Annotated in this window: 21 protein-coding genes; 4 read left to right on the forward strand and 17 right to left on the reverse strand. The window is 64.2% G+C overall.

Annotation, left to right across the window (positions count from 1 at the left end; genetic code table 11):
• Positions 1–38: 38 nt before the first annotated feature.
• From V9K97_RS17065 to V9K97_RS17145, 17 genes are all read right to left on the reverse strand, one after another.
• The gene (locus V9K97_RS17065; protein ID WP_337319491.1) at positions 39–1,961 is read right to left on the reverse strand and encodes a PrkA family serine protein kinase; all 1,923 of its coding nucleotides are present in this window, start codon (positions 1,959–1,961) and stop codon (positions 39–41) included.
• 629 nt (positions 1,962–2,590) lie between these two features.
• A complete protein-coding gene (gene dnaJ / locus V9K97_RS17070; RefSeq protein WP_258505162.1) occupies positions 2,591–3,727 on the reverse strand; it encodes a molecular chaperone DnaJ in 1,137 nt (378 codons plus the stop codon).
• Positions 3,728–3,824: 97 nt separating this feature from the next.
• Positions 3,825–5,762 (reverse strand): molecular chaperone DnaK, encoded by a 1,938-nt coding sequence (gene dnaK / locus V9K97_RS17075; protein WP_281149941.1) that lies wholly within the window; start codon positions 5,760–5,762, stop codon positions 3,825–3,827.
• Between the two features lie 117 nt (positions 5,763–5,879).
• Positions 5,880–6,455 (reverse strand): nucleotide exchange factor GrpE, encoded by a 576-nt coding sequence (gene grpE, locus V9K97_RS17080; RefSeq protein WP_258505164.1) that lies wholly within the window; start codon positions 6,453–6,455, stop codon positions 5,880–5,882.
• Positions 6,456–6,607: 152 nt separating this feature from the next.
• Positions 6,608–6,958: an FKBP-type peptidyl-prolyl cis-trans isomerase gene (locus V9K97_RS17085; protein WP_012746856.1), complete on the reverse strand. Its 351-nt coding sequence runs from the start codon at positions 6,956–6,958 to the stop codon at positions 6,608–6,610.
• 93 nt (positions 6,959–7,051) lie between these two features.
• A complete protein-coding gene (locus V9K97_RS17090) occupies positions 7,052–7,507 on the reverse strand; it encodes a winged helix-turn-helix transcriptional regulator (protein WP_337295292.1) in 456 nt (151 codons plus the stop codon).
• 176 nt (positions 7,508–7,683) lie between these two features.
• Positions 7,684–8,535: an archaetidylserine decarboxylase gene (asd, locus tag V9K97_RS17095; protein WP_258505166.1), complete on the reverse strand. Its 852-nt coding sequence runs from the start codon at positions 8,533–8,535 to the stop codon at positions 7,684–7,686.
• Between the two features lie 151 nt (positions 8,536–8,686).
• On the reverse strand, positions 8,687–9,679 hold the full coding sequence (locus V9K97_RS17100; protein WP_258505168.1) for a Bug family tripartite tricarboxylate transporter substrate binding protein: 993 nt from the start codon (positions 9,677–9,679) through the stop codon (positions 8,687–8,689).
• A 35-nt stretch (positions 9,680–9,714) separates the two neighbouring features.
• Entirely contained in the window at positions 9,715–10,803 is a 1,089-nt protein-coding gene (locus V9K97_RS17105) for a lactonase family protein (protein WP_337319494.1), read from the reverse strand.
• Positions 10,800–11,786: a Bug family tripartite tricarboxylate transporter substrate binding protein gene (locus V9K97_RS17110; protein ID WP_258505172.1), complete on the reverse strand. Its 987-nt coding sequence runs from the start codon at positions 11,784–11,786 to the stop codon at positions 10,800–10,802. The genes V9K97_RS17105 and V9K97_RS17110 overlap by 4 nt, the downstream gene beginning before the upstream one ends.
• Positions 11,787–11,853: 67 nt before the next feature.
• Complete coding sequence (locus V9K97_RS17115) at positions 11,854–12,615, reverse strand: SDR family NAD(P)-dependent oxidoreductase (protein WP_337315178.1); 762 nt, start codon at positions 12,613–12,615, stop codon at positions 11,854–11,856.
• Positions 12,616–12,645: 30 nt separating this feature from the next.
• The gene (gene garD, locus V9K97_RS17120; RefSeq protein ID WP_337295290.1) at positions 12,646–14,253 is read right to left on the reverse strand and encodes a galactarate dehydratase; all 1,608 of its coding nucleotides are present in this window, start codon (positions 14,251–14,253) and stop codon (positions 12,646–12,648) included.
• A 34-nt stretch (positions 14,254–14,287) separates the two neighbouring features.
• Complete coding sequence (locus V9K97_RS17125) at positions 14,288–15,586, reverse strand: TRAP transporter large permease (protein WP_126747414.1); 1,299 nt, start codon at positions 15,584–15,586, stop codon at positions 14,288–14,290.
• On the reverse strand, positions 15,577–16,023 hold the full coding sequence (locus V9K97_RS17130; protein WP_260590673.1) for a TRAP transporter small permease: 447 nt from the start codon (positions 16,021–16,023) through the stop codon (positions 15,577–15,579). Before V9K97_RS17130 ends, V9K97_RS17125 begins: the two co-directional genes overlap by 10 nt.
• Positions 16,024–16,223: 200 nt before the next feature.
• The gene (locus V9K97_RS17135; RefSeq protein ID WP_126747413.1) at positions 16,224–17,192 is read right to left on the reverse strand and encodes a TRAP transporter substrate-binding protein; all 969 of its coding nucleotides are present in this window, start codon (positions 17,190–17,192) and stop codon (positions 16,224–16,226) included.
• A 35-nt stretch (positions 17,193–17,227) separates the two neighbouring features.
• A complete protein-coding gene (locus tag V9K97_RS17140) occupies positions 17,228–18,127 on the reverse strand; it encodes an SMP-30/gluconolactonase/LRE family protein (RefSeq protein WP_337319496.1) in 900 nt (299 codons plus the stop codon).
• A gap of 8 nt (positions 18,128–18,135) precedes the next feature.
• Positions 18,136–18,969 carry an NAD-dependent epimerase/dehydratase family protein gene (locus V9K97_RS17145; protein WP_337319497.1) on the reverse strand — a complete coding sequence of 278 codons (834 nt, stop codon included), beginning with the start codon at positions 18,967–18,969 and terminating at the stop codon, positions 18,136–18,138.
• Positions 18,970–19,157: 188 nt separating this feature from the next.
• Between V9K97_RS17145 and V9K97_RS17150 the strand changes: the two genes are divergently transcribed.
• The 4 genes from V9K97_RS17150 (at position 19,158) to V9K97_RS17165 (ending at position 22,511) form a co-directional block, all read left to right on the forward strand.
• A complete protein-coding gene (locus V9K97_RS17150) occupies positions 19,158–19,973 on the forward strand; it encodes a FadR/GntR family transcriptional regulator (RefSeq protein WP_337295669.1) in 816 nt (271 codons plus the stop codon).
• Between the two features lie 81 nt (positions 19,974–20,054).
• On the forward strand, positions 20,055–21,032 hold the full coding sequence (locus V9K97_RS17155; RefSeq protein ID WP_337295286.1) for a Bug family tripartite tricarboxylate transporter substrate binding protein: 978 nt from the start codon (positions 20,055–20,057) through the stop codon (positions 21,030–21,032).
• Between the two features lie 67 nt (positions 21,033–21,099).
• Positions 21,100–22,011 (forward strand): 5-dehydro-4-deoxyglucarate dehydratase, encoded by a 912-nt coding sequence (kdgD, locus tag V9K97_RS17160; protein ID WP_337295285.1) that lies wholly within the window; start codon positions 21,100–21,102, stop codon positions 22,009–22,011.
• Between the two features lie 50 nt (positions 22,012–22,061).
• Positions 22,062–22,511, forward strand: a complete 450-nt coding sequence (locus V9K97_RS17165; protein WP_337319500.1) for a nuclear transport factor 2 family protein — start codon at positions 22,062–22,064, stop codon at positions 22,509–22,511.
• The last annotated feature ends 16 nt before the right edge of the window (positions 22,512–22,527 follow it).

Here is a 22,527-nt window from a genome sequence, read left to right on the forward strand (position 1 = left end):
AGGGGGCGAGGCCCCGGCCTCGCCGCTATGGACTACCGCTATGAACTCTTGCGTACCCGCAGGTACCACTCGCAGAGCAGGCGAACCTGCTTGGCCGTATAGCCCTTTTCGACCATGCGGGTCACGAAGTCTTCGTGCTTCTTCTGTTCGTCGGCACTGCTCTTCGTGTTGAAGCTGATCACCGGCAGGAGTTCCTCGGTGTTGGAGAACATCTTCTTCTCGATGACGGCGCGCAGCTTTTCGTAACTCGTCCATGCGGGGTTGCGCCCGGCGTTGCCGGCCCGCGCACGCAGCACGAAGTTGACGATCTCGTTGCGGAAGTCCTTCGGATTGCCGATGCCCGCGGGCCGCTCGATCTTCTCGAGTTCGGCGTTGAGCGCGGCCCGGTCGAACACCTCGCCGGTGTCCACGTCGCGGAACTCCTGGTCCTGGATCCAGTAGTCGGCATAGGTGACGTAGCGGTCGAAGATGTTCTGGCCGTATTCGCTGTAGCTCTCCAGGTAGGCCGTCTGGATTTCCTTGCCGATGAACTCGGCATAGCGCGGCGCCAGCAGCTCCTTGATGTAGCTGATGTACTTCTGTTCTGTTTCCGGCGGAAACTGCTCACGTTCGATCTGCTGCTCGAGCACATACATCAGGTGCACCGGGTTGGCCGCCACCTCTGAACTGTCGAAGTTGAACACCTTGGAGATGATCTTGAACGCAAAGCGGGTCGATACGCCGCTCATGCCTTCATCAACCCCGGCGTAGTCGCGGTATTCCTGGATCGACTTGGCCTTGGGATCGGTGTCCTTCAGGTTCTCGCCGTCGTACACCTGCATCTTGCTGAAGATGCTGGAGTTCTCGGGCTCCTTCAGCCGCGTGAGCACCGAGAGCTGGGCCATCATGCGCAGCGTGCCGGGAGCGCAGGGCGCCTTTGCCAAGGATGAGTTGCGCACCAGCTTCTCGTAGATCTTGATTTCTTCCGACGCGCGCAGGCAGTAGGGAATCTTGACGATGTAGATCCGGTCGAGAAAAGCCTCGTTGTTCTTGTTGTTGCGAAAGGCCTTCCATTCGCTCTCGTTGCTGTGCGCCAGCACGATGCCGTCGAACGGAATGGCGCCGAAGCCTTCGGTGCCCTTGAAGTTGCCTTCCTGCGTGGCGGTGAGCAGCGGGTGCAGCACCTTGATGGGCGCCTTGAACATTTCCACGAATTCGAGCAGGCCCTGGTTGGCCAGGCACAGGCCGCCGGAATAGGCGTAGGCGTCGGGGTCGTCCTGGGCGTAGGTTTCGAGCTTGCGGATGTCGATCTTGCCGACCAGCGAGGAGATGTCCTGGTTGTTCTCGTCGCCCGGCTCGGTCTTGGCAACGGCAATCTGGCGCAGCACGGAAGGGTAGCGCTTGACCACCTTGAACTGGCGGATGTCGCCGCCGTACTCTTCAAGGCGCTTGACGGCCCACGGCGAGAGGATGCGGTTCAGGTAGCGGCGCGGGATGCCGTATTCCTTTTCAAGGATCTCGCCGTCTTCCACCGCGTCGAAAAGGCCGAGCGGCGTTTCGTTGACCGGCGAACCCTGGATGGCATAGAAGGGCACGTGTTCCATGAGCTGCTTCAGGCGCTCGGCGATCGAGCTCTTGCCGCCGCCGACGGGGCCCAGCAGGTAGAGGATCTGCTTCTTTTCCTCGAGGCCCTGGGCGGCATGCCTGAAGTACGACACCACCTGCTCGATGGCGTCCTCCATGCCGTAGAACTCCTTGAACGCGGGGTAGATCTTGATGACCTTGTTCGCGAAGATCCGCGAAAGCCTGGGATCGTTGCGCGTGTCGACCAGCTCGGGTTCGCCGATTGCCTTGAGCATCCGCTCGGACGCAGTGGCATACGCTGTGGGATCGCGTTTGCAAATATCCAGGTAGTCCTGCAGCGAGAGGACTTCCTCGCGGGTGCGCTCGTAGCGGGCGGCAAAGTTGCTGATCACATCCATGGTCACGCCTCCATCAAGTCTGCGGGTTTTATTAACCCGAAGCCTGCAGCCGCAATGCGTCGCAACTTTTTAAAGGTGTGCCCGCCCCATGGCTGCAAGCCGTGGAAAACTCCCTTAATCACATCTGCACAAACAGCATAAAGCAAAGAGTGCACCCGGAATATTGTTTGTTAAATCAGAACCACAGTGCCGAGTAAAGTTCCCAAGAAAAACCCGCACCATTTCTCAATTCCAGCTAAATTCCAAGGTTCGGCAAACGGACTCGGTGCTATCCCGATGCCCAGTGAAAATACCTATGGCAATCGGTCTATGCACTCATTGCTTCTTTTCCGGGGAAAGCACCTCCTATTGAGCCCCCCACGGCCCAAAAACGGTTACACCACAATAACGCGCCATGTGCTGTTTGGGTTTATTGCTCAAACCAAAAATATATAAAAGCAATCTGCGCGCCATCTTTTGATGGGCAAGTCGCGCATGTCCGCGTGGGAACGCGCGCCAATCGCCGGTCGGCGTGGTTCTGGCGGGAGCCTTCATGGTGCGCGGCACCGAACAAGGTCGGCAGGCACCGTTCGCGTGCATGAACGAAGACAGGGGCCGCATGGCCCCCTGTGTTTGCTACTTCAGCTTCTTCAGCTGAAGAATTCCTTGGCCTTGTCGAGCCAGCCCTTGTCGGTGGGGCTGTGCTTGTCGCCGCCCTTCTTGAGCGACTCATCAAGCTCCTTCAACAGCTTGCGCTGGTGCTCGGTGAGCTTGACCGGCGTTTCGACGCGCACGTGGCAATACAGGTCGCCCGGGTAGCTCGACCGCACGCCCTTGATGCCCTTGCCACGCAGGCGGAACTGCTTGCCGCTTTGCGTGCCGTCGGGAATGTCGATGGCGGCCGGGCCCTTGAGCGTGGGCACGCTGATCTCACCGCCCAGCGCGGCCGTCGTCATGCTGACGGGCACCACGCAGTGCAGGTCGTCGCCGTCGCGTTCGAAGAGCTCGTGCTTCTTGAGGCGGATCTCGATGTACAGGTCGCCTGGCGGCCCGCCATTGGTGCCCGGCTCGCCGTTGCCGGTGCTGCGGATGCGCATGCCGTCGTCGATGCCCGCGGGGATCTTGACCTCGAGCGTCTTGTTGTTCTTGATCTTGCCCTGGCCGTGGCACACCGTGCAGGGCTCGGGAATGATCTTGCCGCTGCCATGGCAGGTGGGGCAGGTCTGCTGCACGCTGAAGAAGCCCTGGCGCATTTGCACGGCGCCGGCGCCGTGGCAGGTGGTGCAGGTGATGGGCTTGGTGCCGGGCTTGGCGCCCGAGCCGTGGCAGGTGCCGCAGTCATCCCAGCTCGGAATGCGGATCTGGGCTTCCTTGCCCTCGGCGGCTTCTTCGAGCGTGACCTCCATGGCGTAGCTGAGGTCGCTGCCGCGGAACACCTGGCGCCCGCCGCTGGTGCGGCCGCGGCCGCCGCCGAACACGTCGCCGAAGATGTCGCCGAACGCTTCCGCGAACCCGCCGAAGCCCTCTGCACCGGGGCCGCCGCGCATGTTGGGGTCGACGCCGGCGTGGCCGTACTGGTCGTAGGCCGCGCGCTTCTGGCTGTCCGACAGCATTTCGTAGGCTTCCTTCACCTCCTTGAACTTCGCCTCGGCGTCCTTGCTGGTGTCGCCGTGGTTGCGGTCAGGGTGGTGCTTCATCGCGAGCTTGCGATAAGCCTTCTTGATTTCTTCCTCGCTCGCATTCTTGGGAACGCCGAGGGTTTCGTAATAGTCGCGTTTTGTGGCCATGGCTGGTTCGGTCGGGGCGGGCGTGAAGCCGTAACTTGAAGCGAGAAAGGCTGGAACACCCGCTCAGGTATTCCAGCCTTGTTCGAAAGACTGAGGATCAGTCCTTCTTGACTTCCTTGACTTCGGCGTCGACCACGTTGTCATCGGCCGGTGCGCTCGCAGCTTCCGGGCCAGCGGCAGCACCCGGGCCGCCGGCGGCGCCTGCCGCGGCCTGCGCCTCGGCATACATCTTTTCGCCGAGCTTCTGGCTTGCGGTCATCAGCGTGTTGGTCTTTTCCTCGATCGAGGCCTTGTCCTCGCCCTTCAGGGCTTCTTCGAGGTCCTTGATCGCGGCTTCGATCTTTTCCTTCTCGCCGGCGTCCAGGCTCGCGCCGTGTTCGCCGAGCGACTTCTTCACACTGTGCACCATGGCCTCGCCCTGGTTGCGCGCCTGCACGATCTCGAGCTTCTTCTTGTCGTCGGCCGCGTTCAGCTCGGCGTCCTTCACCATCTTCTGGATCTCGTCTTCAGAGAGGCCCGAGTTCGCCTTGATGGTGATCTTGTTTTCCTTGCCGGTGCCCTTGTCCTTGGCGCCCACGTGCAGGATGCCGTTGGCGTCGATGTCGAAGCTCACTTCGATCTGCGGCGTGCCGCGCGCTGCCGGCGGAATGCCCTCGAGGTTGAACTCGCCGAGCAGCTTGTTGCCCGCGGCAATGTCGCGCTCGCCCTGGAACACCTTGATGGTCACGGCCGGCTGGTTGTCTTCGGCCGTGGAGAAGGTCTGCGCGAACTTCGTCGGGATCGTGGTGTTCTTCGTGATCATCTTGGTCATCACGCCGCCCATGGTCTCGATGCCCAGCGACAGCGGGGTCACGTCGAGCAGCAGCACGTCCTTGCGGTCACCCGAGAGCACCTGGCCCTGGATGGCGGCGCCGACGGCCACGGCTTCATCGGGGTTCACGTCCTTGCGCGGCTCCTTGCCGAAGAAGGCCTTCACCTTTTCTTGCACCTTGGGCATGCGGGTCATGCCTCCGACCAGGATCACGTCGTTGATGTCCGACACGCTGATGCCGGCGTCCTTGATGGCCAGGCGGCAGGGCGCGATGGTGCGCTCGACCAGCTCGTCGACCAGGCTCTCGAGCTTGGCGCGCGTGAGCTTGATGTTCAGGTGTTTCGGGCCCGAGGCGTCGGCCGTGATGTAGGGCAGGTTGATGTCGGTCTGCGCGCTGTTCGACAGCTCGATCTTGGCCTTTTCGGCCGCTTCCTTCAGGCGCTGCAGGGCCAGCACGTCCTTGCTCAGGTCGACGCCTTGCTCTTTCTTGAACTCGGCAATGATGTAGTCGATGATGCGCTGGTCGAAGTCTTCGCCGCCCAGGAAGGTGTCGCCGTTGGTCGACAGCACTTCGAACTGCTTTTCGCCGTCCACGTCGGCAATTTCGATGATCGACACGTCGAAGGTACCGCCGCCGAGGTCATACACGGCAATCTTGCGGTCGCCCTTGTCCTGCTTGTCCAGGCCGAAGGCCAGGGCCGCGGCGGTGGGCTCGTTGATGATGCGCTTGACGTCCAGGCCCGCGATGCGGCCGGCGTCCTTGGTGGCCTGGCGCTGTGCGTCGTTGAAGTAGGCCGGCACCGTGATCACGGCTTCCGTCACCGCCTCGCCGAGGTAGTCTTCGGCGGTCTTCTTCATCTTGCGAAGGATGTCGGCGCTGACTTGCTGGGGCGCCATCTTCTTGCCGCGCACTTCCACCCATGCGTCGCCGTTGTCGGCCTTGGCAATGGTGTAGGGCATCAGGTCGATGTCCTTCTGGACTTCTTTTTCTTCGAACTTGCGGCCGATCAGGCGCTTGATTGCGTAGAGCGTGTTCTTGGGGTTCGTCACCGCCTGGCGCTTGGCCGAGGCACCGACCAGCACTTCGCCGTCTTCCTGGTAAGCCACGATCGACGGTGTGGTGCGCGCACCTTCCGAGTTCTCGATCACACGCGTGGTGTTGCCTTCCATGATCGACACGCACGAGTTGGTGGTGCCGAGGTCGATGCCGATGATCTTTGCCATGTTCTTTACTCCTGAAAGCCTGAAAAATATGTTGTTATGAACTTGTGGATAACCCGGCGCGATTCAAGGTATGAAGCGGGGATTTCCTGTGGGAATCGTGTGTATCGGTAGAGCGGATTACTTGGGCGCGCTGACCGTGACCAGCGCCGGGCGCAGCACGCGCTCGTTGATGGTGTAGCCCTTCTGCAGCACGCTCACCACGGTGTTGGGCTCCTGCTCGGGCGCGGGCACCACCGAGATGGCCTGGTGCTGGTGCGGGTCGAACTTGGTGCCGGGGGCCGGAGCCACCTCGATCACCTTGTTGCGCTCGAGCGCGCTCTTCAGTTGGCGCAGCGTGGCTTCGGCACCTTCGCGGATCTGTTCGGGCGTGGCGTCCTTGATGGCCAGGCCAGCTTCGAGGCTGTCCGTCACGGGGAGCAGGCTCTCCGCAAAGGCTTCGACCGCAAACTTGCGCGCCTTGGTGATCTCGTCGTCGGCACGGCGGCGGGCGTTCTGCACGTCGGCCTGCGCGCGCAGGTACTGATCGGCCAGTTCGGCATTCTTGGCCTGCAGTGCGGCGAGCTCGCCCTGGGCCGCGACGAGGGCGTCTTGCGCCTCGGCTTCGTTGGCAGCCTGTGCGGCCTCCAGTTCTTCGGGGCTTGGCTCGCCTTGCAGCATTTGAGAATTCTGTGCGGATTGTTGCGGGTCAGACATTTTTCAAAGAACCGGCGTGTGCCGGGAAACAAACGATAGCCAGCCACTTGGGGCTGGTCAGGGGCATTTCAAGCGAAAAAATGCGGCCTAAGTGGCCGCGGAGGCATGAAAAAGGCCCGGAACCGGGCCTTCGTGCCAAGGGCAGGCTGCGATCAATGGGCGTCGAGCAGCTCGACGTCGAACTTCAGCGTGGCGTTCGGGGGAATCACGCCGCCGGCGCCGCGTGCGCCATAGCCCAGCGATGCGGGAATGATCAGCGTGCGCTTGCCGCCGATCTTCATGCCGGCAACGCCTTCGTCCCAGCCCTTGATGACCTGGCCGGCACCCAGCGAAAACGCGAAGGGGTCGTTTCGGTCGCGGCTCGAATCGAACTTGGCGCCTTGCACGCCGTCGTTGTAGAGCCAGCCGGTGTAGTGCACGTGCACGTGTTGGCCGGCCTTGGCTTCGGCGCCGTCGCCCACGGTGGTGTCTTCGTATTGCAGGCCGGAGGGAGTGGTAGGCATGTGAACGCTCCTTGCGTCAATTTGGATGATGAATGGATAGACCAGCGAAGGCCAGAAGTTTACCGATGCCCCGCGGCGGCCCTGCCGAGCTGCTCAATTGGCAGGGTCGGCGGGCGGGGTAGATGATGAGGAGGGCGGGGCGGACGGTGCCGGCGCCGAAGACTCCGCGGAGCCGGAAGCAGCGGGTGCCGCAGGCACGGCAGGAGCCGGCGATGAAGCAGGCGCGGCAGGCGCCGGTGCCGCGGCCTTCTTGACCTGCCCCAGCTGCCACTTGCCCGCAAAGGCCTGCAGGTCGGACAGCCGCTTGAGCAGGTCTTGTCCGCTCACCGTGAGGCTGTAGCCGTCGCCGCCATGGCTGACGAGACCGGCCTCGCGCAATTCCTTGATGCGCGTATTGAGCGTGTTGGGAGTGATGCCGCCGACGCTGTCCTGCAGCAGCCTGAAGGTTTGCGCATGCCCGTCGCGCAACGCCCAGAGCACGCGCAGTGCATAGCGTGCTTCGAGCAGTGCGAGCAGCTGGCTGATGGCTGCGTTTTCCTTGGTACTCATCGACATCATCTCCTCGGGGCTGGGCGGGCCATCGGTCCTGGCGGCAGGGCCGGTGCCTCGCGTTCTTGTTGGCTTGCTATGGCCGCTCGTTGGTCGGCGACTATAGCGCAAGGATCACGATGCTACTAGTTTTATAGCTACGGGTGCATGCTGCATGCGGGCCCTGAGACAAAGCCTCACAAATTGACAAAATCGGCCATGGCTTCACCCAGGCGAACGGCACGGGTCGGCGACCAATCGGGGTTGAACACCAGCGCAGGCGCCGGGAACAGCATGACCACGGTGGAGCCGAGCAAGAAGCGGCCCATCTCGTCACCTTTCTTGAGCACGATCTCCTGGTCGGCGTAGTTCCATTCGCGCAGCTCGCCGCCGCGCGGCGGATTGACCACGCCGTGCCACACGGTGGCCATGCTGCCGACGATGGTGGCACCCACCAGCACCAGCACGAAGGGGCCGCGCCCGGTTTCGAAAACGCACACCACGCGCTCATTACGCGCAAACAGGCCGGGCACGCCGCGCGCCGTGGCGGGGTTGACCGAGAACAGGTCGCCGGGCACGTAGATCATGCGCAGCAGCCGGCCGTCGCATGGCATGTGAATGCGGTGGTAGTCCCTGGGGCTCAGGTAAAGCGTGGCAAAGCTGCCGTGCGCGAAGCGGGCGGCCAGCGTCGAGTCGCCGCCGACCAGCGCGGTGGTTGTGTAGTTGTGGCCCTTGGCCTGGAAGATCTGGTCGCCCTCGATGGCGCCGAACTGGCTGATTGCGCCGTCCACCGGGCACACCAGATCGGCATCGGCCAGCGGCCGCACGCCCGGCTTGAGCGCGCGCGTGAAAAACTGGTTGAAGCTCTTGTAGTGGTTGATGTCCGACTCGAGCGCTTCGCCCATGTCGACACCGTACTTGGCAACGAAGCGCCGGATGATCCACGTGGTGACGGCGCCGCGTTCCTTGCCTGCGACCCAGCCGGCAAAATTTGTCAGTGCCTGCTTGGGAAACAGGTATTGGTGCAGTACGGCTGAGCGGTCGGACACGTGTGAATGGCCGGGCAGGCCTGGAATGCAAATCGGAGGGGCATTCTATAAAGGCCCCCGGCGTCCGGACGTAGGAAGCTTCCCTTGTATCGCGCACCCGGGCAACCGGGCGCGCAAGCGGGCAGGGGGCTCGCCGGCCCCCCGGGCGAAATCAATCCGCCTTGATGCCCGCCGCCTTGATCACTTGGGCCCACTTCTCGACTTCGGATTTCTGGAAGGCCGCGATCTTTGCCGTGCTCAGGTCCGCGGGCTCCATGCCGAAGCCCTTGAGCTTCTCCTGCATTTCGGGCGTTGCAAGAATCTTGCGGATCTCGGTGTGCAGTCGGTCGACGATGGGCGCCGGCGTGCCCGCGGGCACGAAGATCGCCTGCCACGACAGCACCTCGAAATCCTGCAGGCCCGCAATGCCGGATTCCGCAACCGTCGGCACGTCGGGCATCGAAGCCAGGCGCTTGGCCGAGGTCACGGCAATGGCACGCAGCTTGCCGCTCTGCACATGCGGGCCCGCCACCACGCTGGTGTCGAACATCATGTCGACCTGGCCGCCGATCACGTCCTGGATGGCCGGACCGCTGCCCTTGTACGGAATGTGCGTGAACTTGACGCCGGACTTGAACGCCAGCAGCTCGAGCGACAGGTGCTGCGACGTGCCCGTGCCGGCCGATGCCGACGAAAGCCCGCCCGACTTGGTCTTGCTGGCTTCCAGCACGTCCTTCAACGTCTTGTAGGGGCTCGCCTGGTTCACCACCAGCACCAGCGGGTTGGTGCCGATGAGCGTGACGGGCGCAAACGACTTCTGCGGGTCGTAGCCGAGCTTCGGATACAGGCTGATGTTGATGGCATGCGAGCTGATCGTGCCGCCCACCATCGTGAAGCCGTCGGGTGCCGCGCGCGCGCCGATTTCGGAGCCCACGCTGCCGCCGGCGCCGCCCTTGTTGTCGATGATCACGCTCGTGCCCAGCACCGTGCCCAGCTTCTGCCCGATCAGGCGAGCCAGCACGTCGGTGGTGCCGCCCGCGGGAAACGGCACGAGATAGGTGATGGCCTTGCCCGTGGGCCAATTGCCGGTGCCCTGCGCAAAGGCGGGCAGGCCCACGGCAATCGAAGAGGCGAGGGCGGTGCGGATGAGTGTGCGGCGTTGCATGGCGAGGTCTCCTTTGATGATGTTGCAGGTCGTCGTCACGGCGTGTCGACGATTTCGATCCAGTTCGGGTTCTTGCCCACGCTGATGCGCGAGGGCTTGCCCAGCGCGCCCGTGGCCGGGTCGATGGCGTACAGCGCAACGCTGTGTGACTCCTGCCCGGCGGCAATCAGGTAGCGGCCGCTCGAATCGATGGCAAAGCCGCGCGGCGTTTTCTCGGTCGGTGTCTGGCCGAGCGGTTTCAGCTGTCCGGTGGACGGGTCCACCCTGAAGGCCGAGAGCGTGCTCGACGTGCGTTCCGATGCATACAGATAGCGCCCGTCGGGTGTCAGGTGCAGATCGGCCGCCCAGGGCTTGCCGGTGAATCCGGCCGGCAGCGTGGTCGTGCTCTGCTCGAGCTTGAGCGTGCCGCGCGCGGCGTCCCAGGCGTACACGTGCAAGCTCGCGTCGAGTTCGTTCAGCAGGTAGACGCGGCGCTGTGCCTTGTCCCAGACGAAGTGGCGCGGGCCCGACTTCGCGGTGGACATGGTCAACGGCGGATCGTTGGCCGAGAGCAGGCCCTTGTCCGCATCGAAGCGCCAGGTCGACACGTTGTCGCCGCCCAGGCTGGTGGCAAGCACGAAGCGGTTGCTCGCGTCCGCGTGGATCGCGTGCGCGTTCGGCCCCGTTTGCACCAGCTGCTGGATTGCGCCCGCGGCGCCGTCCTTGCCGATGGCGTTGACCGAGATCTTGCCGCCCTGGTAAGAGGCCGCGAAGAGCCATTTGCCGCTTGCATCGAGATCGATGTTGGCCATGCTGTCGGCCAGGGGCGCTTCGCCGATTTTCTGCAGCTTGCCGGTGGCCGGGTCGATCGACATGCTGACCACGCGGAACGGCTGCGAGCGCAGCGCTGCATGCAGCACGCGCTTGTCGGGGCTCACCGCCATCGGCATCACGGTGCCGCCGACATTCAGCGCCTGCACCGGCTTGAGCACGCCGAGCGAGCGGTCCAGCTCGAGCACCGAAACCTCCTGGCTGTCGGCATTGGACACATAGACCCAGGTGCCCGCCGAGGCGTGCCCCGCGGCAGCCAGCGACAGCAGTGCAACCGCGCCGCGAAGCGCGCGAAAGATGGGCGTGCGGTTCATGGCTTGATATTGAGTTTGGCGATCAGCGCCTTGAAGTACGCGTTGTCCTTGGCCAGCGTTTCCTTGAACACCGCGCCGTCGGTGTAGACGTAGCCGAGGTTCTGCTTGTCCATCACTTCATGCATGAGCGGCTCGGCCGCCGTCTTGGCCGTGATCTCGCGCAGCTTTGCCATCACTTCGGGCGGCGTGTTCTTGGGCGCGCCCAGGCCGCGCCACGTGCCGATCGACAGGTCGATCCCGCGCTCCTTGGCGGTGGGCACCTTGTCGAAGCCCTTCACGCGCTTGTCGGCCATGACCATCAGCACCTTGAGCTTGCCGGACTGCACATGCGTAGTGACCTCGGCCGGGCTCACCGCCACTGCCTCGATGTGTCCGCCCAAGAGGGCCAGCACCGCGGGCGCCGCGCCCTGGAACGGAATGTGGCCGAACTTGGTGCCGGTCTTGTCTTCGAGCGCCGCCGCGGCCAGGTGCCAGATCGAGCCGTTGCCCGAGTTGCCGACGCGAACGCTTTCGGGCGACTTCTTCGCCGCGGCCAGGAATTCCTCGATGGTGTTCCAAGGTGCGTCGGCCTTGACGGTGATCGCGGCCGGGTCGGCGTTGAGCTGCGCAATCGGCTGGAAGTCGTCGTAGTTGAACTTGGCCAGGCCCAGGTGCGGCAGCGTGAGCAGCTCCACCGTCAGCACCGCGAGCTTGTAGCCGTCGGGCCGGGAGTTGATCACCTCGGTCCAGCCGATGGCGCCGCCGGCGCCGGGGCGGTTGACGATCACGATGCTCTGCGAGGTGTGCTTGCGGCTCGCTTCGGAGAACGCGCGCGCCAGGCCGTCCGTGCCGCCGCCCGGCTGGTAGGGCACCAGCAGCTCGATGGCGTGGTTCGGAAAGTTGCTGCTGTTGCTCTGGGCCGTGGCCAGTGCCGCGTAGCCGAGCGAGAGGCTTGCCGTCGCCGAAAGGGCGGCCAGGCCGCGCAGGAATCTGCTTCTTCTCATTGGTTGTTGTCTCCGTTATTGATCTTGATTCCGCAAGCCTCAGAAAAGGCTGAAATTCGTCTGGCCGTCAGGGCATGTATTGCCCGCCGTTCACCTCGATCACCTGGCCCGTCACATAGCCCGAAAGCTGCTCGGAGGCCAGGTAGAGGAAAGCACCCACGCATTCGTCAGGCGTGCCGATGCGTCCCATCGGAATGCCGGCGCGGAACGACTCGAGCATGGCGGGCGTGGAGAAGCGGTCCTGGAACGGTGTCTGGATGACGCCGGGCGCCACCGCGTTCACGCGGATCTTGTCGCCGACGAGCTCCCGTGCGAGACCGTGCGTGGCCGTGCTCACAAAGCCCTTCGAGCCCGCATACAGGTAGGCGCCGGGGCCGCCGCCGGTGCGTGCCGCCACCGAAGTCACGTTGATGATGTTGCCGCCACCGTGGGTGCGCATGAGCGGCACCACCTCGCGCGCAAACGCAAGCACCGAGCGTGCGTTGATGTGCATCACTTCGTCGAACAGCGCATCGTCGAACTCCGCAATGGGCACGCGCTTCACAAGGCTGCCCGCGTTGTTCACCAGCACGTCGATGCGGCCGAAGCGCGTGGCCGTCTGCTTCACGCATTCGCGGATGGCGGCGGTGTCGAGCACGTCGCCCTGCAGCGCGAAGGCGTCGCCGCCGGCCTTGCGGATGGTCTCGACGACCTGGTTGGCGGCATCGGCCGAGCTGTTGTAGTGCACCGCCACGCGCATGCCGCGCGCCGCGAATGCAACGGCCACGGCCGCGCCGATGCCGGTGCTGGCACCGGTGATGAGCGCTGTCTTGCCTTTGAGGTCTTCCATGGTGTTTCCTTTCGAGGTCGTCGAATGAAGTCAGGTCACGGGAGCGGGGTTGAACAGCACCAGCGCGTTGTGCAGCTTCCACTGTTCGGCCCAGGTTTTCTTCCTGCCGCTGGCCACGTCGAGCATCAGGCGGAACATTTCCCAGCCGACGTCTTCGATGGTGGCGTCGCCGTCGGCAATGCGGCCTGCGTTCACGTCCATCAGGTCGTGCCAGCGGCGCGCAAGATCGCTGCGCGTGGCCACCTTGATCACCGGCACTTCGGCCAGGCCGTACGGCGTGCCGCGGCCCGTGGTGAACACGTGCAGGTTCATGCCGGCGGCCAGCTGCAGCGTGCCGCAGATGAAGTCGCTGGCGGGTGTTGCGGCGTAGAGCAGGCCCTTCTGCCTGGCTTTCTCGCCCGGCGACACAACGCCGGAGATCGGCGCGCTGCCGCTCTTCACGATCGAGCCCATGGCCTTTTCGACGATGTTCGAGAGCCCGCCCTTCTTGTTGCCGGGCGTGGTGTTGGCGCTGCGGTCGACGCGGCCGCGGTCCAGGTAGGCGTCGTACCACGCCATCTCACGGATCATGGCTTCGGCCACTTCGGGCGTGGTTGCGCGCGAGGTGAGCTGGTCGATGCCGTCGCGCACCTCCGTCACTTCCGAGAACATCACGGTGGCGCCGGCGCGCACCAGCAGGTCGGTGCAAAAGCCCACGGCCGGGTTGGCCGTGACGCCCGAGAAGGCATCGCTGCCGCCGCACTGCACGCCCACCACCAGCTCGCTGGCCGGCACGGTTTCGCGCCTGCGGGCGTTCAGCCGCTCCAGGTGTTCCTCGGCCTGCCGCATGATCGAATCGATCATCGACATGAATCCCACGTGGGCGTCGTCCTGCAGGCACACCACGTCGAGCTTGGCATTGGCCGTCTCACCGATGTCGGCCACGTTGCGCTCATCCACCAGCGCAATGCTGCCGGGCGGCAGCAGGCGCTCGGGCTGCAGCTTTTCGCAGCCCAGGCTGATGACCATCACCTCGCCGCCGAAGTTCGGGTTGAGGCTGATGTTGCGCAGCGTGCGAATCGGAATGACCGCGTCGGGCGCATCGATGGCCACGCCGCAGCCGTAGCTGTGCGAAAGGCCCACCACGTCGTCGACGTTGGGGTACTTCGGCAGCAGCTCGGCCTTGATGCGCTGCACCGCGAAGTCGACCACGCCCGCCACGCATTGCACGGTCTGCGTAATGGCGAGGATGTTGCGCGTGCCCACCGAACCGTCCAGGTTGCGGTAGCCCTCGAAGGTGTAGCCCTCGAGCGGCGGTGGCGCAGGCGGCTTGACGGTGGCGATCGGCAGGCCCTCGAGCTCGCGCGCGGCGGGCATCCTGAGCAGCCGCTCGTGCACCCAGCTGCCGCGCGGAATGGCCTTGAGCGCGTAGCCGATCGGCACGTTGTAGCGCACGACGGCGTCGCCTTCGGCCAGGTCGGTCAGCGAGACCTTGTGGCCCTGCGGCACGTTGTCGACCAGCACCAGCCCGTCGGCGAACGTGGCGCCGGCCTTCAGCCCGCCGTCGTTGGCAACAATGGCGACGTTGTCCGCCGCGTGCATGTGGATGCGGTGCGGCGGGCGCGCCGCCGCGGAAGAGGGGAGGGGTGAGTCGGCCATCGGGAAACGAGCGTTGCGTTGCGGGTCTTTGCTGTTACTTCACCGCGTTGACGAGGTCGGGGAGCCACATCGAGAACGCCGGCACGTAGGTCACGAGCATCAGGCAGATCAAGAGGGCACCATAGAACGGCCAGATCGACCGCATCACCTGCCCAACCGATACCCCTCCGATCGCACAGCCTATGAACTGCGTGGTGCCCACCGGCGGCGTATTGAGGCCCAACGCGCAGTTGATCAGCATGACGATGCCGAACTGCACCGGGCTCATGCCGAACTGCATGGCAATGGGCAGGAAGATGGGCGTGCAGATCAGGATCGTGGCCGCCATGTCGAGGAAGGTGCCCAGCACGAACAGCAGCACGTTGATCATCAGGAAGATGACCCACGGATCGCTCGAGACGCTGGTCATGAGCTCGCCGGTCTTCTGCGGCACTTCGTACAGCGCCATGAAGTAGCCGAACGCGGAAGAAATGCCGATCAGCAGCAGCACCACGCCGGTCGTCTTGCATGCCTTGGCGCAAGCCTTGAGAAAGTCCTTGCGGCTGAGCGAGCGGTAGACGAGCACCGTGACGCCGAGCGCCCACAGCACGGCCGTTGCGGCCGATTCGGTGGCGGTGAACACGCCCGACAGAATGCCCACCAGGATGATCACCACGATCATCAAACCGGGCAGCGCGCCGATGAACGCCGCCAGCACCTCGCCCCAGCCGGGGAAGGCGCCGCGAATCGGATAGCCGCGGCGGATCGCCACGTAGTAGGCGGCGGCCAGGTTGCACACCGTGAGCAGCAGCGCCGGAATGAGGCCCGCCAGAATCAGGCTCAGCACGCTGACCGACGCAATGCCGGTGGTCGCGAGCGTGAAGATGATCAGGTTGTGCGACGTGGGCATCAGCGCACCCACCAGGGCCGCGTGCGTCGTCACGTTGACGGCGTAGTCGGCGTCGTAGCCTTCCTTCTTCATGAGCGGAATCATCACCGAGCCCATGGCCGAGACGTCGGCCACCGGCGAGCCGGCAACGCCGCCGAACAGCGTGCAGCCGATCACGTTGCTCATGCCCAGGCCGCCGCGCACGTGGCCCACCAGGCTGTTCGCAAAGCGCACGATGCGCTGCGCGATGCCGCCGTAAAGCATGAGTTCACCGGCAAACACAAAGAACGGAATCGCCAGGAAAGAGAAGATCTGCATGCCGCCGACCATCTTCTGGAACACCACGGCAACGGGCAGGCCCGCATAGAGCACCGTTGCAACGGAGGCCAGGCCGATCGAGAACGCGACCGGTACGCCCAGCACCAGCAGCACCAGGAAAACGAGAGAGAGGACAGTCAGTTCCACGCGGGCACCACTTCTTCATCGCGCAGCAGGGCGACGATATGTTCAATCGAAAAAAGCACGATCAGGAGGCCCGCGATCACGAGCGCCAGATAGTCCAGACCCACCGGAATGCCCATCATGGGCTTGATGTCGGTCCACTTGAGCGAGGTCCAGATCCAGCCGCTCCACGCCATGATTCCGCCGAAGAGCGCAACCAGCGCATGAATCAGCACTTCGATCTTTAGGCGCAGCGATTCGGGCAGCAGCACCACCAGCGAGTCGAGCCCGATGTGGCCGGCATCGCGCACGCCCACGGCAACGCCGAGAGCGGTGACATACAGCACGAGTTGAAGTGCGAGGCCTTCGGCCCAGGTGGGCGTGTCGTTGAAAACATAGCGGCCGACCACCTGGTACTGAACGCACACGATGATGGTGATGAGCATCGCCACGGCGAGCATCAGGCTGGCCTTGGAGAGAAACGCGCAGAAGCGGGAATAGGCGTGGTTGGACGGCGGGCGTCCGTTCGGATTGACCAGGTCTTCGAGCTCGACGGGCACTCCGGTCGCCATCGTGTCTACCGCGGGAACGGTAAGTGTCATGGGAATTTCCCTGAATATGGGTGGGGCCCTCCCCGCAGAACGGGAAGGGCCGGGGCGCGCTACTTGTTGTCTTGCACGGCCTTGACCAGGCGCTGCAGGTCAGGCGTCGAGATGAACTTCGTGTAGACCGGCGTCATGGCCGAGCGGAACGAGGCCTTGTCCACGTCGGCAACGATCTGGGCGCCGCCCTTGGTCACGACTTCGAGCGACTTGGCTTCCTGCTCGTCCCACTTCTTGCGCTGGAACGCCACCGATTCCTTGGCCGTGGCGCGGAACAGGTCCTGGTCGGCCTTGGGCAGCTTGTCGTAGATGGCCTTGGACATCACGAGCATTTCAGGTGCCATGGAGTGTTCGGTGCGCGAATAGAACTTCACTGCTTCGTAGTGCTTGAAACCGTCGTACGAAGGAATGTTGTTTTCAGCAGCGTCGATGAGGCCGGTCTTGAGCGCGGTGAACACCTCGCCGGCGGGCATTGGTGTGGCGTTGGCGCCCATGGCGCTCACCAGTGCAACCCACAGGTCGGACTGCTGCACGCGGATCTTCAGGCCCTTGGCGTCGGCCAGCGTCTTCACCGGCTTCTTGGCGTAGATGGAGCGCGCGCCGCTGTCGTAGAAGGCCAGGCCGACCAGGCCTTCGTGCTCGCAGCCCTTCAGGATTTCTTCGCCGATGGGGCCGTCGAGCGACTTGCGCATGTGGGCGATCGAGTCGAAGAGAAAGGGCATCGTCGGCACCAGCGTCTTGGGGCAGATCGAATTCAGCGCGCTGATGTTCACGCGGTTCATTTCGAGCGCGCCGATCTTGACCTGGTCGAGCGTTTCCTTCTCGCTGCCCAGTGCGCTCTTGTTGAACACCTTGATCTTGTATTTGCCGTTGCTGCGCTTGTCGAGCAGTTCGCTCATGTGCTTGACGGCCGCGACGGTGGGGTAGTCGTCGCTGTTGTGCACGTCGGCCGAGCGGAACTCGACGGCGCCTGCAGCCATGGCGCACAGGCCGGCGGCCAGCGCAATCAGGTGGCGGTTGTATTTCATTTGTCTTCCTCTTCGGGTTGGTGGTTAAAAAGCAATCAGAAACGGCATTCGGGTTCCGGCAGACCCTTGATGCCCGGGCGCAGTGCAAAAACGCCGCCCGCCAGCGGTTGATCGGACAGGTCGCCGCCGGGGCGGATCGATGTCACGTAGAGCGTGTCGAGTTGCGGGCCGCCGAAGGCGCACATTGCGGGCTTCTTGACAGGCACTTCGAGCGAGCGGTCGAGCTTTCCGTCGGGCGTGAAGCGGTGCACCAGGCCTGCGTCGTTGCCGCAGATCCAGTAGCAGCCGTCGGCGTCGACCGCGGCGCCGTCGGGGCGGCCCGGCAGCGGCTTCATGTCGACGAACACGCGGCGGCCATGCGGCGTGCCGGTGTCGGTGTCGTAGTCGAAAGCCCAGATGGTTTGAATCGACGGATGCGAGTCCGAGAGGTACATGGTCTTGCCGTCGGGGCTGAAGGCGAGGCCGTTCGGAACAATCATGCGATCGAACTGCGGGCGCAGCGCGGCGCCCGCATTCACGTCGGCCTGGTAGCGGTAGACGCGGCCGACCTCGTGGGCCGCCGCCATGTCCATCTGCATGGTGCCGGCCCAGAAGCGGCCCTGCCGGTCGCAGCGGCCGTCGTTGAAGCGCATGCCGTGCTCGGCATGGGCCGCACTGGCGATGGGGCTCGCAGCCAGCGTGCCGTCGGCGCGCGGCGCAATGGCGAACAGTCCGCTTTCCATGCCGGCGATCCACTCGCCCGGATGGCCCGCGCGCGGCGCGATGCAGGCGAGCATCTCGTCGCCGGTCCATCGGCTGTGTTCACCCGTTGCGGCGTGCCAGCGGTGCAGGTGCCTCGCCGGAATGTCGACCCAATAGAGCGCCTGTTCGTCCGCGCGCCAGACTGGGCTTTCGCCGGTCGCGCACTGCACATCGAGAACGAGTTCGGCCTTCATGCCGGCAGTCATTGGGTGTCGCCGAACGGGCCTTGCGCCGTGAAAGCGCCGCCCTGGTAGATGGCATTGGGGTCGGTCGGCGCGACGGGAGGCTGGGCCTCGACCTTGTCGCGGAACACTTCGGAGGTGTCCTGCGGCACGAAGCCCAGGTGCGCCGCCGCGCTGTTGTCCCACCACACGTCGCGGTTGGCCGACATGCCGTAGACCACCGTGTGCTTCACGTCGGGCGTGAAGAGCGATTTTTCGATCAGCGTGGTGAGGTCGCGGTAGCTGAGCCAGGTGCTCATCATGCGGCGGTTGAGCGGCTCGGGGAAAGACGAGCCGATGCGAATGCTCACGGTCTCGATGCCGTAGCGGTCGAAGTAGAACTGCGCCACGTCTTCGCCGAACGATTTGGAAAGGCCGTAGTAACCATCGGGCCGGCGCGCAACGCCGGCGTCGAGCCGTTCGCTCTGCTTGTAGAAGCCGATCACGTGGTTCGAGCTCGCGAACACCACGCGCTTCACCCCGTGGCGGCGGGCGGCTTCATAGATATGGAACACGCCCTTGATGTTGGCCTCGAGAATCTCCTCGAACGGACGCTCGACCGAAACGCCGCCAAGGTGCACGATGGCGTCGCAGCCCTCGACCAGCGCATGGACCGCGGCTTTGTCCGAAAGGTCGCAAGGCACGGTTTCTTCGTGTGCCCCCTCGGAAGGCGCGAGGGCTGCGATGTCGGAAAGGCGCAGGATCTCGGCATAGGGGCGCAGGCGTTCGCGCAGTACCTTGCCCAGACCGCCGGCCGCACCGGTGAGCAGAATCCGGTGGAGCTTGTTGTTTGAAACTTGTGAGGACGTCGACATGTTTATTGGCGCGTGAATGGGTGGGTTCCTGTGGGCCGTGAATCCAGGCGGCCTAATCAGGCGGCAAACTTCATCCGGATATCGAGTCAGTCCAAATAACCGGCCGATGGATAGAGCGGCACTTACGAAGGATTGGAGTGATAAGTTATCTGTTGTCGTACAACTAATAGGGGATTATTATCTTGACCATGGTCCAAACGGCTACGGGTAATCCCTCAATTTCGGATGCGGCGACGGAAGTCGCCGGCGGCGGCTCCTTTGTGGGGCGCGCGCGCCCGCGCGGCCTGGCCCACGGGCTGGTCGAAGACCTGGGCGAAAAAATTCGCAACCAGTCGCTGCGCCCCGGTGACAAGCTGCCCACCGAATCGGCCATCATGAAGTCGTTCGGCGTGAGCCGCACCGTGGTGCGCGAAGCGCTGTCGAAGCTGCAGGCTGCCGGACTGGTGGAAACGCATCACGGCGTCGGCACCTTCGTGCTGCAGCCACGCGCGGCGGGTATGTTCCGGCTCGATTCGACCGACATTGCCAACTCGGTCGACGTGCTGGCGGTGCTCGAGCTTCGCATCAGCCTCGAGACCGAATCCGCAGGGCTGGCCGCCTCGCGCCGCACGGAAGAACACCTGTTGGCCATGCGCCAGGCGCTCGACGATTTCGAGCGCAACGTGGCGGTGGCAGGGGACACGGTGGCGCCGGACTTCCGCTTTCACTTGCAGATCGCCCAAGCCACGGGCAATCCGTACTTCGCGGACATCATGAGCCACCTTGGCACCACGATCATTCCGCGCACGCGCATCACCGCCATTCGCAACTACGACCGGCGCGGCGAATACCTGAGCCGCGTGAACCGCGAGCATGAAGAGATCTATGCAGCGATTGCACGCCGCGATCCTGAATCGGCCCGCGCGGCCATGCGCATCCACCTGACCAACAGCCGCGAGCGGTTGCGCGTGGCGCAGGAAGCGGCCCAGCAGACGGCCGCCACCACACCGCCGACGTCGTCTTGAGCGAAATTTCCAGCAATACGCTGGACAATCGTTGTTTGTAGTTGTACGATGACTGACAACACAAACCAGCTGGAGACTTGAATGAGTTTGAAAAGACGCGATCTGATGCTCGGCGCCCTCGGCGGCGGTGTACTTGCAGCCAGCGGCGCTGCGCATGCAGCCGACAACTGGCCATCGAAGCCGATTCGTATTGTGGTGCCTTACCCGCCGGGCGGTTCGTCCGACATCATTGCCCGCTCCATCAGCCAGCCGCTGTCGGAAGCACTCGGCCAGCCGGTCATCGTCGAGAACAAGCCGGGCGCCAACGGCAACCTCGGTGCCGACTACGTCGCCAAATCCAAGCCCGATGGCTACACGCTGCTGCTGTGCGACGTGGGTGCGCTGGCCATCAGCCCATCCGTCTATACAAAGCTGCCGTTCGATCCTTCGAAGGACCTGCGTGGCGTGACCATGCTGGCCTACTCGCCGCACTTGCTCGTGGTGCACCCGTCGGTGCAGGCCAACAGCCTGAAAGAGCTGATTGCGCTGTCGAAAAAGTCGGACATCAATTTTGCCGTGACCGCCACGGGCAGCGCGCCGCACCTTGCTGGCGTGGCGCTCGAGCGTGCCAGCGGCGCGCGCTGGCAGTACGTGCCTTACAAGGGCGGCGTGCAGGCGGTGCAAGACACCGTGGCCGGCCAGACGCAGATCCTGATGAACGGCATGCTCGCCACCTTGCCTCACGTGCAGAGCGGCAAGCTCAAGGTGCTCGGCGTTTCCAAGTCGACGCGCATGCCGCTCATCGGCGAAGTGCCCACGATTGCGGAGCAGGGAGTGTCCGGCTTCGAGTCCGGCACGTGGCAGGGCGTGCGGGTTGCCAAGGGCACCCCGGACGCCATCGTGCAGCGCCTCAACAAGGAGTTGATCACCGTCATCCGCTCGGCCGACATCCGCTCGCGCCTCGCAGGGCAGGGCGCCGAGGTCGTGACCATGGCACCGGCCGAAGAAGAGCAGTTCTTCGGCAAGGAGCGCGTGCGCTGGGCCAAGGTGGTTGCCGACGCCGGCATCAAACTCGACTGATCGCGCTGCGAGCGCGGCACCTTTTTTCTTTGATCTTTTCTTCCATCCTCACGTTTTCTTCATTCCTATGAACCCGCAAGAACTCAAAACCATCATGGGCTCCGGCCTGCTCTCGTTCCCGTTGACCGACTTCGACGCGAACGGGGACTTCAACAAGAGCAGCTACGAGAAGCGTCTCGAGTGGCTTGCTCCCTACGGCGCAAGCGCGCTGTTCGCAGCCGGCGGCACGGGTGAGTTCTTCTCGCTGACGGGCGACGAGTACCCCGGCATCATCAAGACCGCGGTCGACACCTGCCGCGGCGTGGTGCCGATCATCGCGGGCGCCGGCGGCCCGACCCGCTTTGCCATCCAGTGCGCGCAAGAAGCCGAGAAGGCCGGCGCCCATGGCATCCTGCTGCTGCCGCACTACCTGACCGAAGCCGGCCAGGAAGGCCTGGCCGCGCACGTCGAGGCGGTTTGCAAAAGCGTGAAGTTCGGCGTGATCGTCTACAACCGCGCCACCAGCCGCCTCAAGCCCGACACGCTGGCTGGCCTGGCCGAGCGCAACCCGAACCTCGTCGGTTTCAAGGACGGCATCGGCGACATCGAAGCCATGGTTGCCATCTACCAGAAGATGGGCGACCGCTTCGCCTACCTGGGCGGCCTGCCCACGGCCGAGGTGTATGCCGCGGCCTACAAGGCCATGGGCACGCCGGTGTATTCGTCGGCTGTCTTCAACTTCATTCCGAAGACCGCCGTGCAGTTCTACGAAGCCGTGCGCGACGACGACATGGCCACCCAGCATCGCCTGCTGAAGAACTTCTTCATGCCCTACCTGGAGCTGCGCAACCGCACGCCCGGCTACGCAGTGAGCATCGTCAAGGCCGGTGCCAAGATCGTCGGCCACGACGCAGGCCCGGTGCGCGCACCGCTCACCGACCTGAAGCCCGCCGAGATGGAGCAACTGAAGGCGCTCATCGACGCGCTCGGCCCGCAGTAAGCAGAACGAACAGCCGAATCAATCAACAACAACAACGGAGACAACGACACATGTTCATCAAGAAGCTTTTTCTGGTCGCCGCATCGGCCATGGTGTTCACGGGCTGCGCGATGATGCCCGCGGGCGGCGGCGCATCGGCGGAGCCGGCGGTGGCCGCGGCCGCCGAGCGTCTGCGCGTGGCAATGATCGATCCGACCCCGGCCGCCCTTGGCGCGCTGGTGGCCGACGACCTGAGCTACGGCCATTCGGGCGGCAGGGTCGACACCAAGGACAGCTTCATCGGCGACCTGGTCGCCGGCAAGTCGGACTTCGTCAGCATCACCATCACCGAGCAGACCATCAAGGTGGTGGGCGGCGACACGGCCATCGTGCGCCACACGCTGGCGGCCGATACACTGGATTCGGGCAAGCCCGGCAAGGTGGCGCTGAAGATCCTCGGCATCTGGAAGAAGCAGGGCAACGACTGGAAGTTGCTGGCCCGCCAAGCCGTGCGCATCTAGCATTCGCTCTCCACCA

It is taken from the genome of Variovorax sp. CCNWLW186 (genome assembly GCF_037203865.1).
In the GTDB taxonomy this organism is placed as follows: Bacteria; Pseudomonadota; Gammaproteobacteria; order Burkholderiales; family Burkholderiaceae_C; genus Variovorax.

What these genes read in the sequence shown, in the direction of transcription:
- V9K97_RS17065 (WP_337319491.1), bottom strand. Translation starts at nt 1,961, where the DNA reads ATGGATGTGATCAGCAACTTTGCCGCCCGCTACGAGCGCACCCGCGAG.
- dnaJ (WP_258505162.1), bottom strand. Translation starts at nt 3,727, where the DNA reads ATGGCCACAAAACGCGACTATTACGAAACCCTCGGCGTTCCCAAGAAT.
- dnaK (WP_281149941.1), bottom strand. Translation starts at nt 5,762, where the DNA reads ATGGCAAAGATCATCGGCATCGACCTCGGCACCACCAACTCGTGCGTG.
- grpE (WP_258505164.1), bottom strand. Translation starts at nt 6,455, where the DNA reads ATGTCTGACCCGCAACAATCCGCACAGAATTCTCAAATGCTGCAAGGC.
- V9K97_RS17085 (WP_012746856.1), bottom strand. Translation starts at nt 6,958, where the DNA reads ATGCCTACCACTCCCTCCGGCCTGCAATACGAAGACACCACCGTGGGC.
- V9K97_RS17090 (WP_337295292.1), bottom strand. Translation starts at nt 7,507, where the DNA reads ATGAGTACCAAGGAAAACGCAGCCATCAGCCAGCTGCTCGCACTGCTC.
- V9K97_RS17100 (WP_258505168.1), bottom strand. Translation starts at nt 9,679, where the DNA reads ATGCAACGCCGCACACTCATCCGCACCGCCCTCGCCTCTTCGATTGCC.
- V9K97_RS17105 (WP_337319494.1), bottom strand. Translation starts at nt 10,803, where the DNA reads ATGAACCGCACGCCCATCTTTCGCGCGCTTCGCGGCGCGGTTGCACTG.
- V9K97_RS17110 (WP_258505172.1), bottom strand. Translation starts at nt 11,786, where the DNA reads ATGAGAAGAAGCAGATTCCTGCGCGGCCTGGCCGCCCTTTCGGCGACG.
- V9K97_RS17115 (WP_337315178.1), bottom strand. Translation starts at nt 12,615, where the DNA reads ATGGAAGACCTCAAAGGCAAGACAGCGCTCATCACCGGTGCCAGCACC.
- garD (WP_337295290.1), bottom strand. Translation starts at nt 14,253, where the DNA reads ATGGCCGACTCACCCCTCCCCTCTTCCGCGGCGGCGCGCCCGCCGCAC.
- V9K97_RS17130 (WP_260590673.1), bottom strand. Translation starts at nt 16,023, where the DNA reads ATGCTCGCCGTGGCGATGCTCATCACCATCATCGTGTGCGTTCAGTAC.
- V9K97_RS17135 (WP_126747413.1), bottom strand. Translation starts at nt 17,192, where the DNA reads ATGAAATACAACCGCCACCTGATTGCGCTGGCCGCCGGCCTGTGCGCC.
- V9K97_RS17140 (WP_337319496.1), bottom strand. Translation starts at nt 18,127, where the DNA reads ATGAAGGCCGAACTCGTTCTCGATGTGCAGTGCGCGACCGGCGAAAGC.
- V9K97_RS17145 (WP_337319497.1), bottom strand. Translation starts at nt 18,969, where the DNA reads ATGTCGACGTCCTCACAAGTTTCAAACAACAAGCTCCACCGGATTCTG.
- V9K97_RS17150 (WP_337295669.1), top strand. Translation starts at nt 19,158, where the DNA reads ATGGTCCAAACGGCTACGGGTAATCCCTCAATTTCGGATGCGGCGACG.
- V9K97_RS17155 (WP_337295286.1), top strand. Translation starts at nt 20,055, where the DNA reads ATGAGTTTGAAAAGACGCGATCTGATGCTCGGCGCCCTCGGCGGCGGT.
- kdgD (WP_337295285.1), top strand. Translation starts at nt 21,100, where the DNA reads ATGAACCCGCAAGAACTCAAAACCATCATGGGCTCCGGCCTGCTCTCG.
- V9K97_RS17165 (WP_337319500.1), top strand. Translation starts at nt 22,062, where the DNA reads ATGTTCATCAAGAAGCTTTTTCTGGTCGCCGCATCGGCCATGGTGTTC.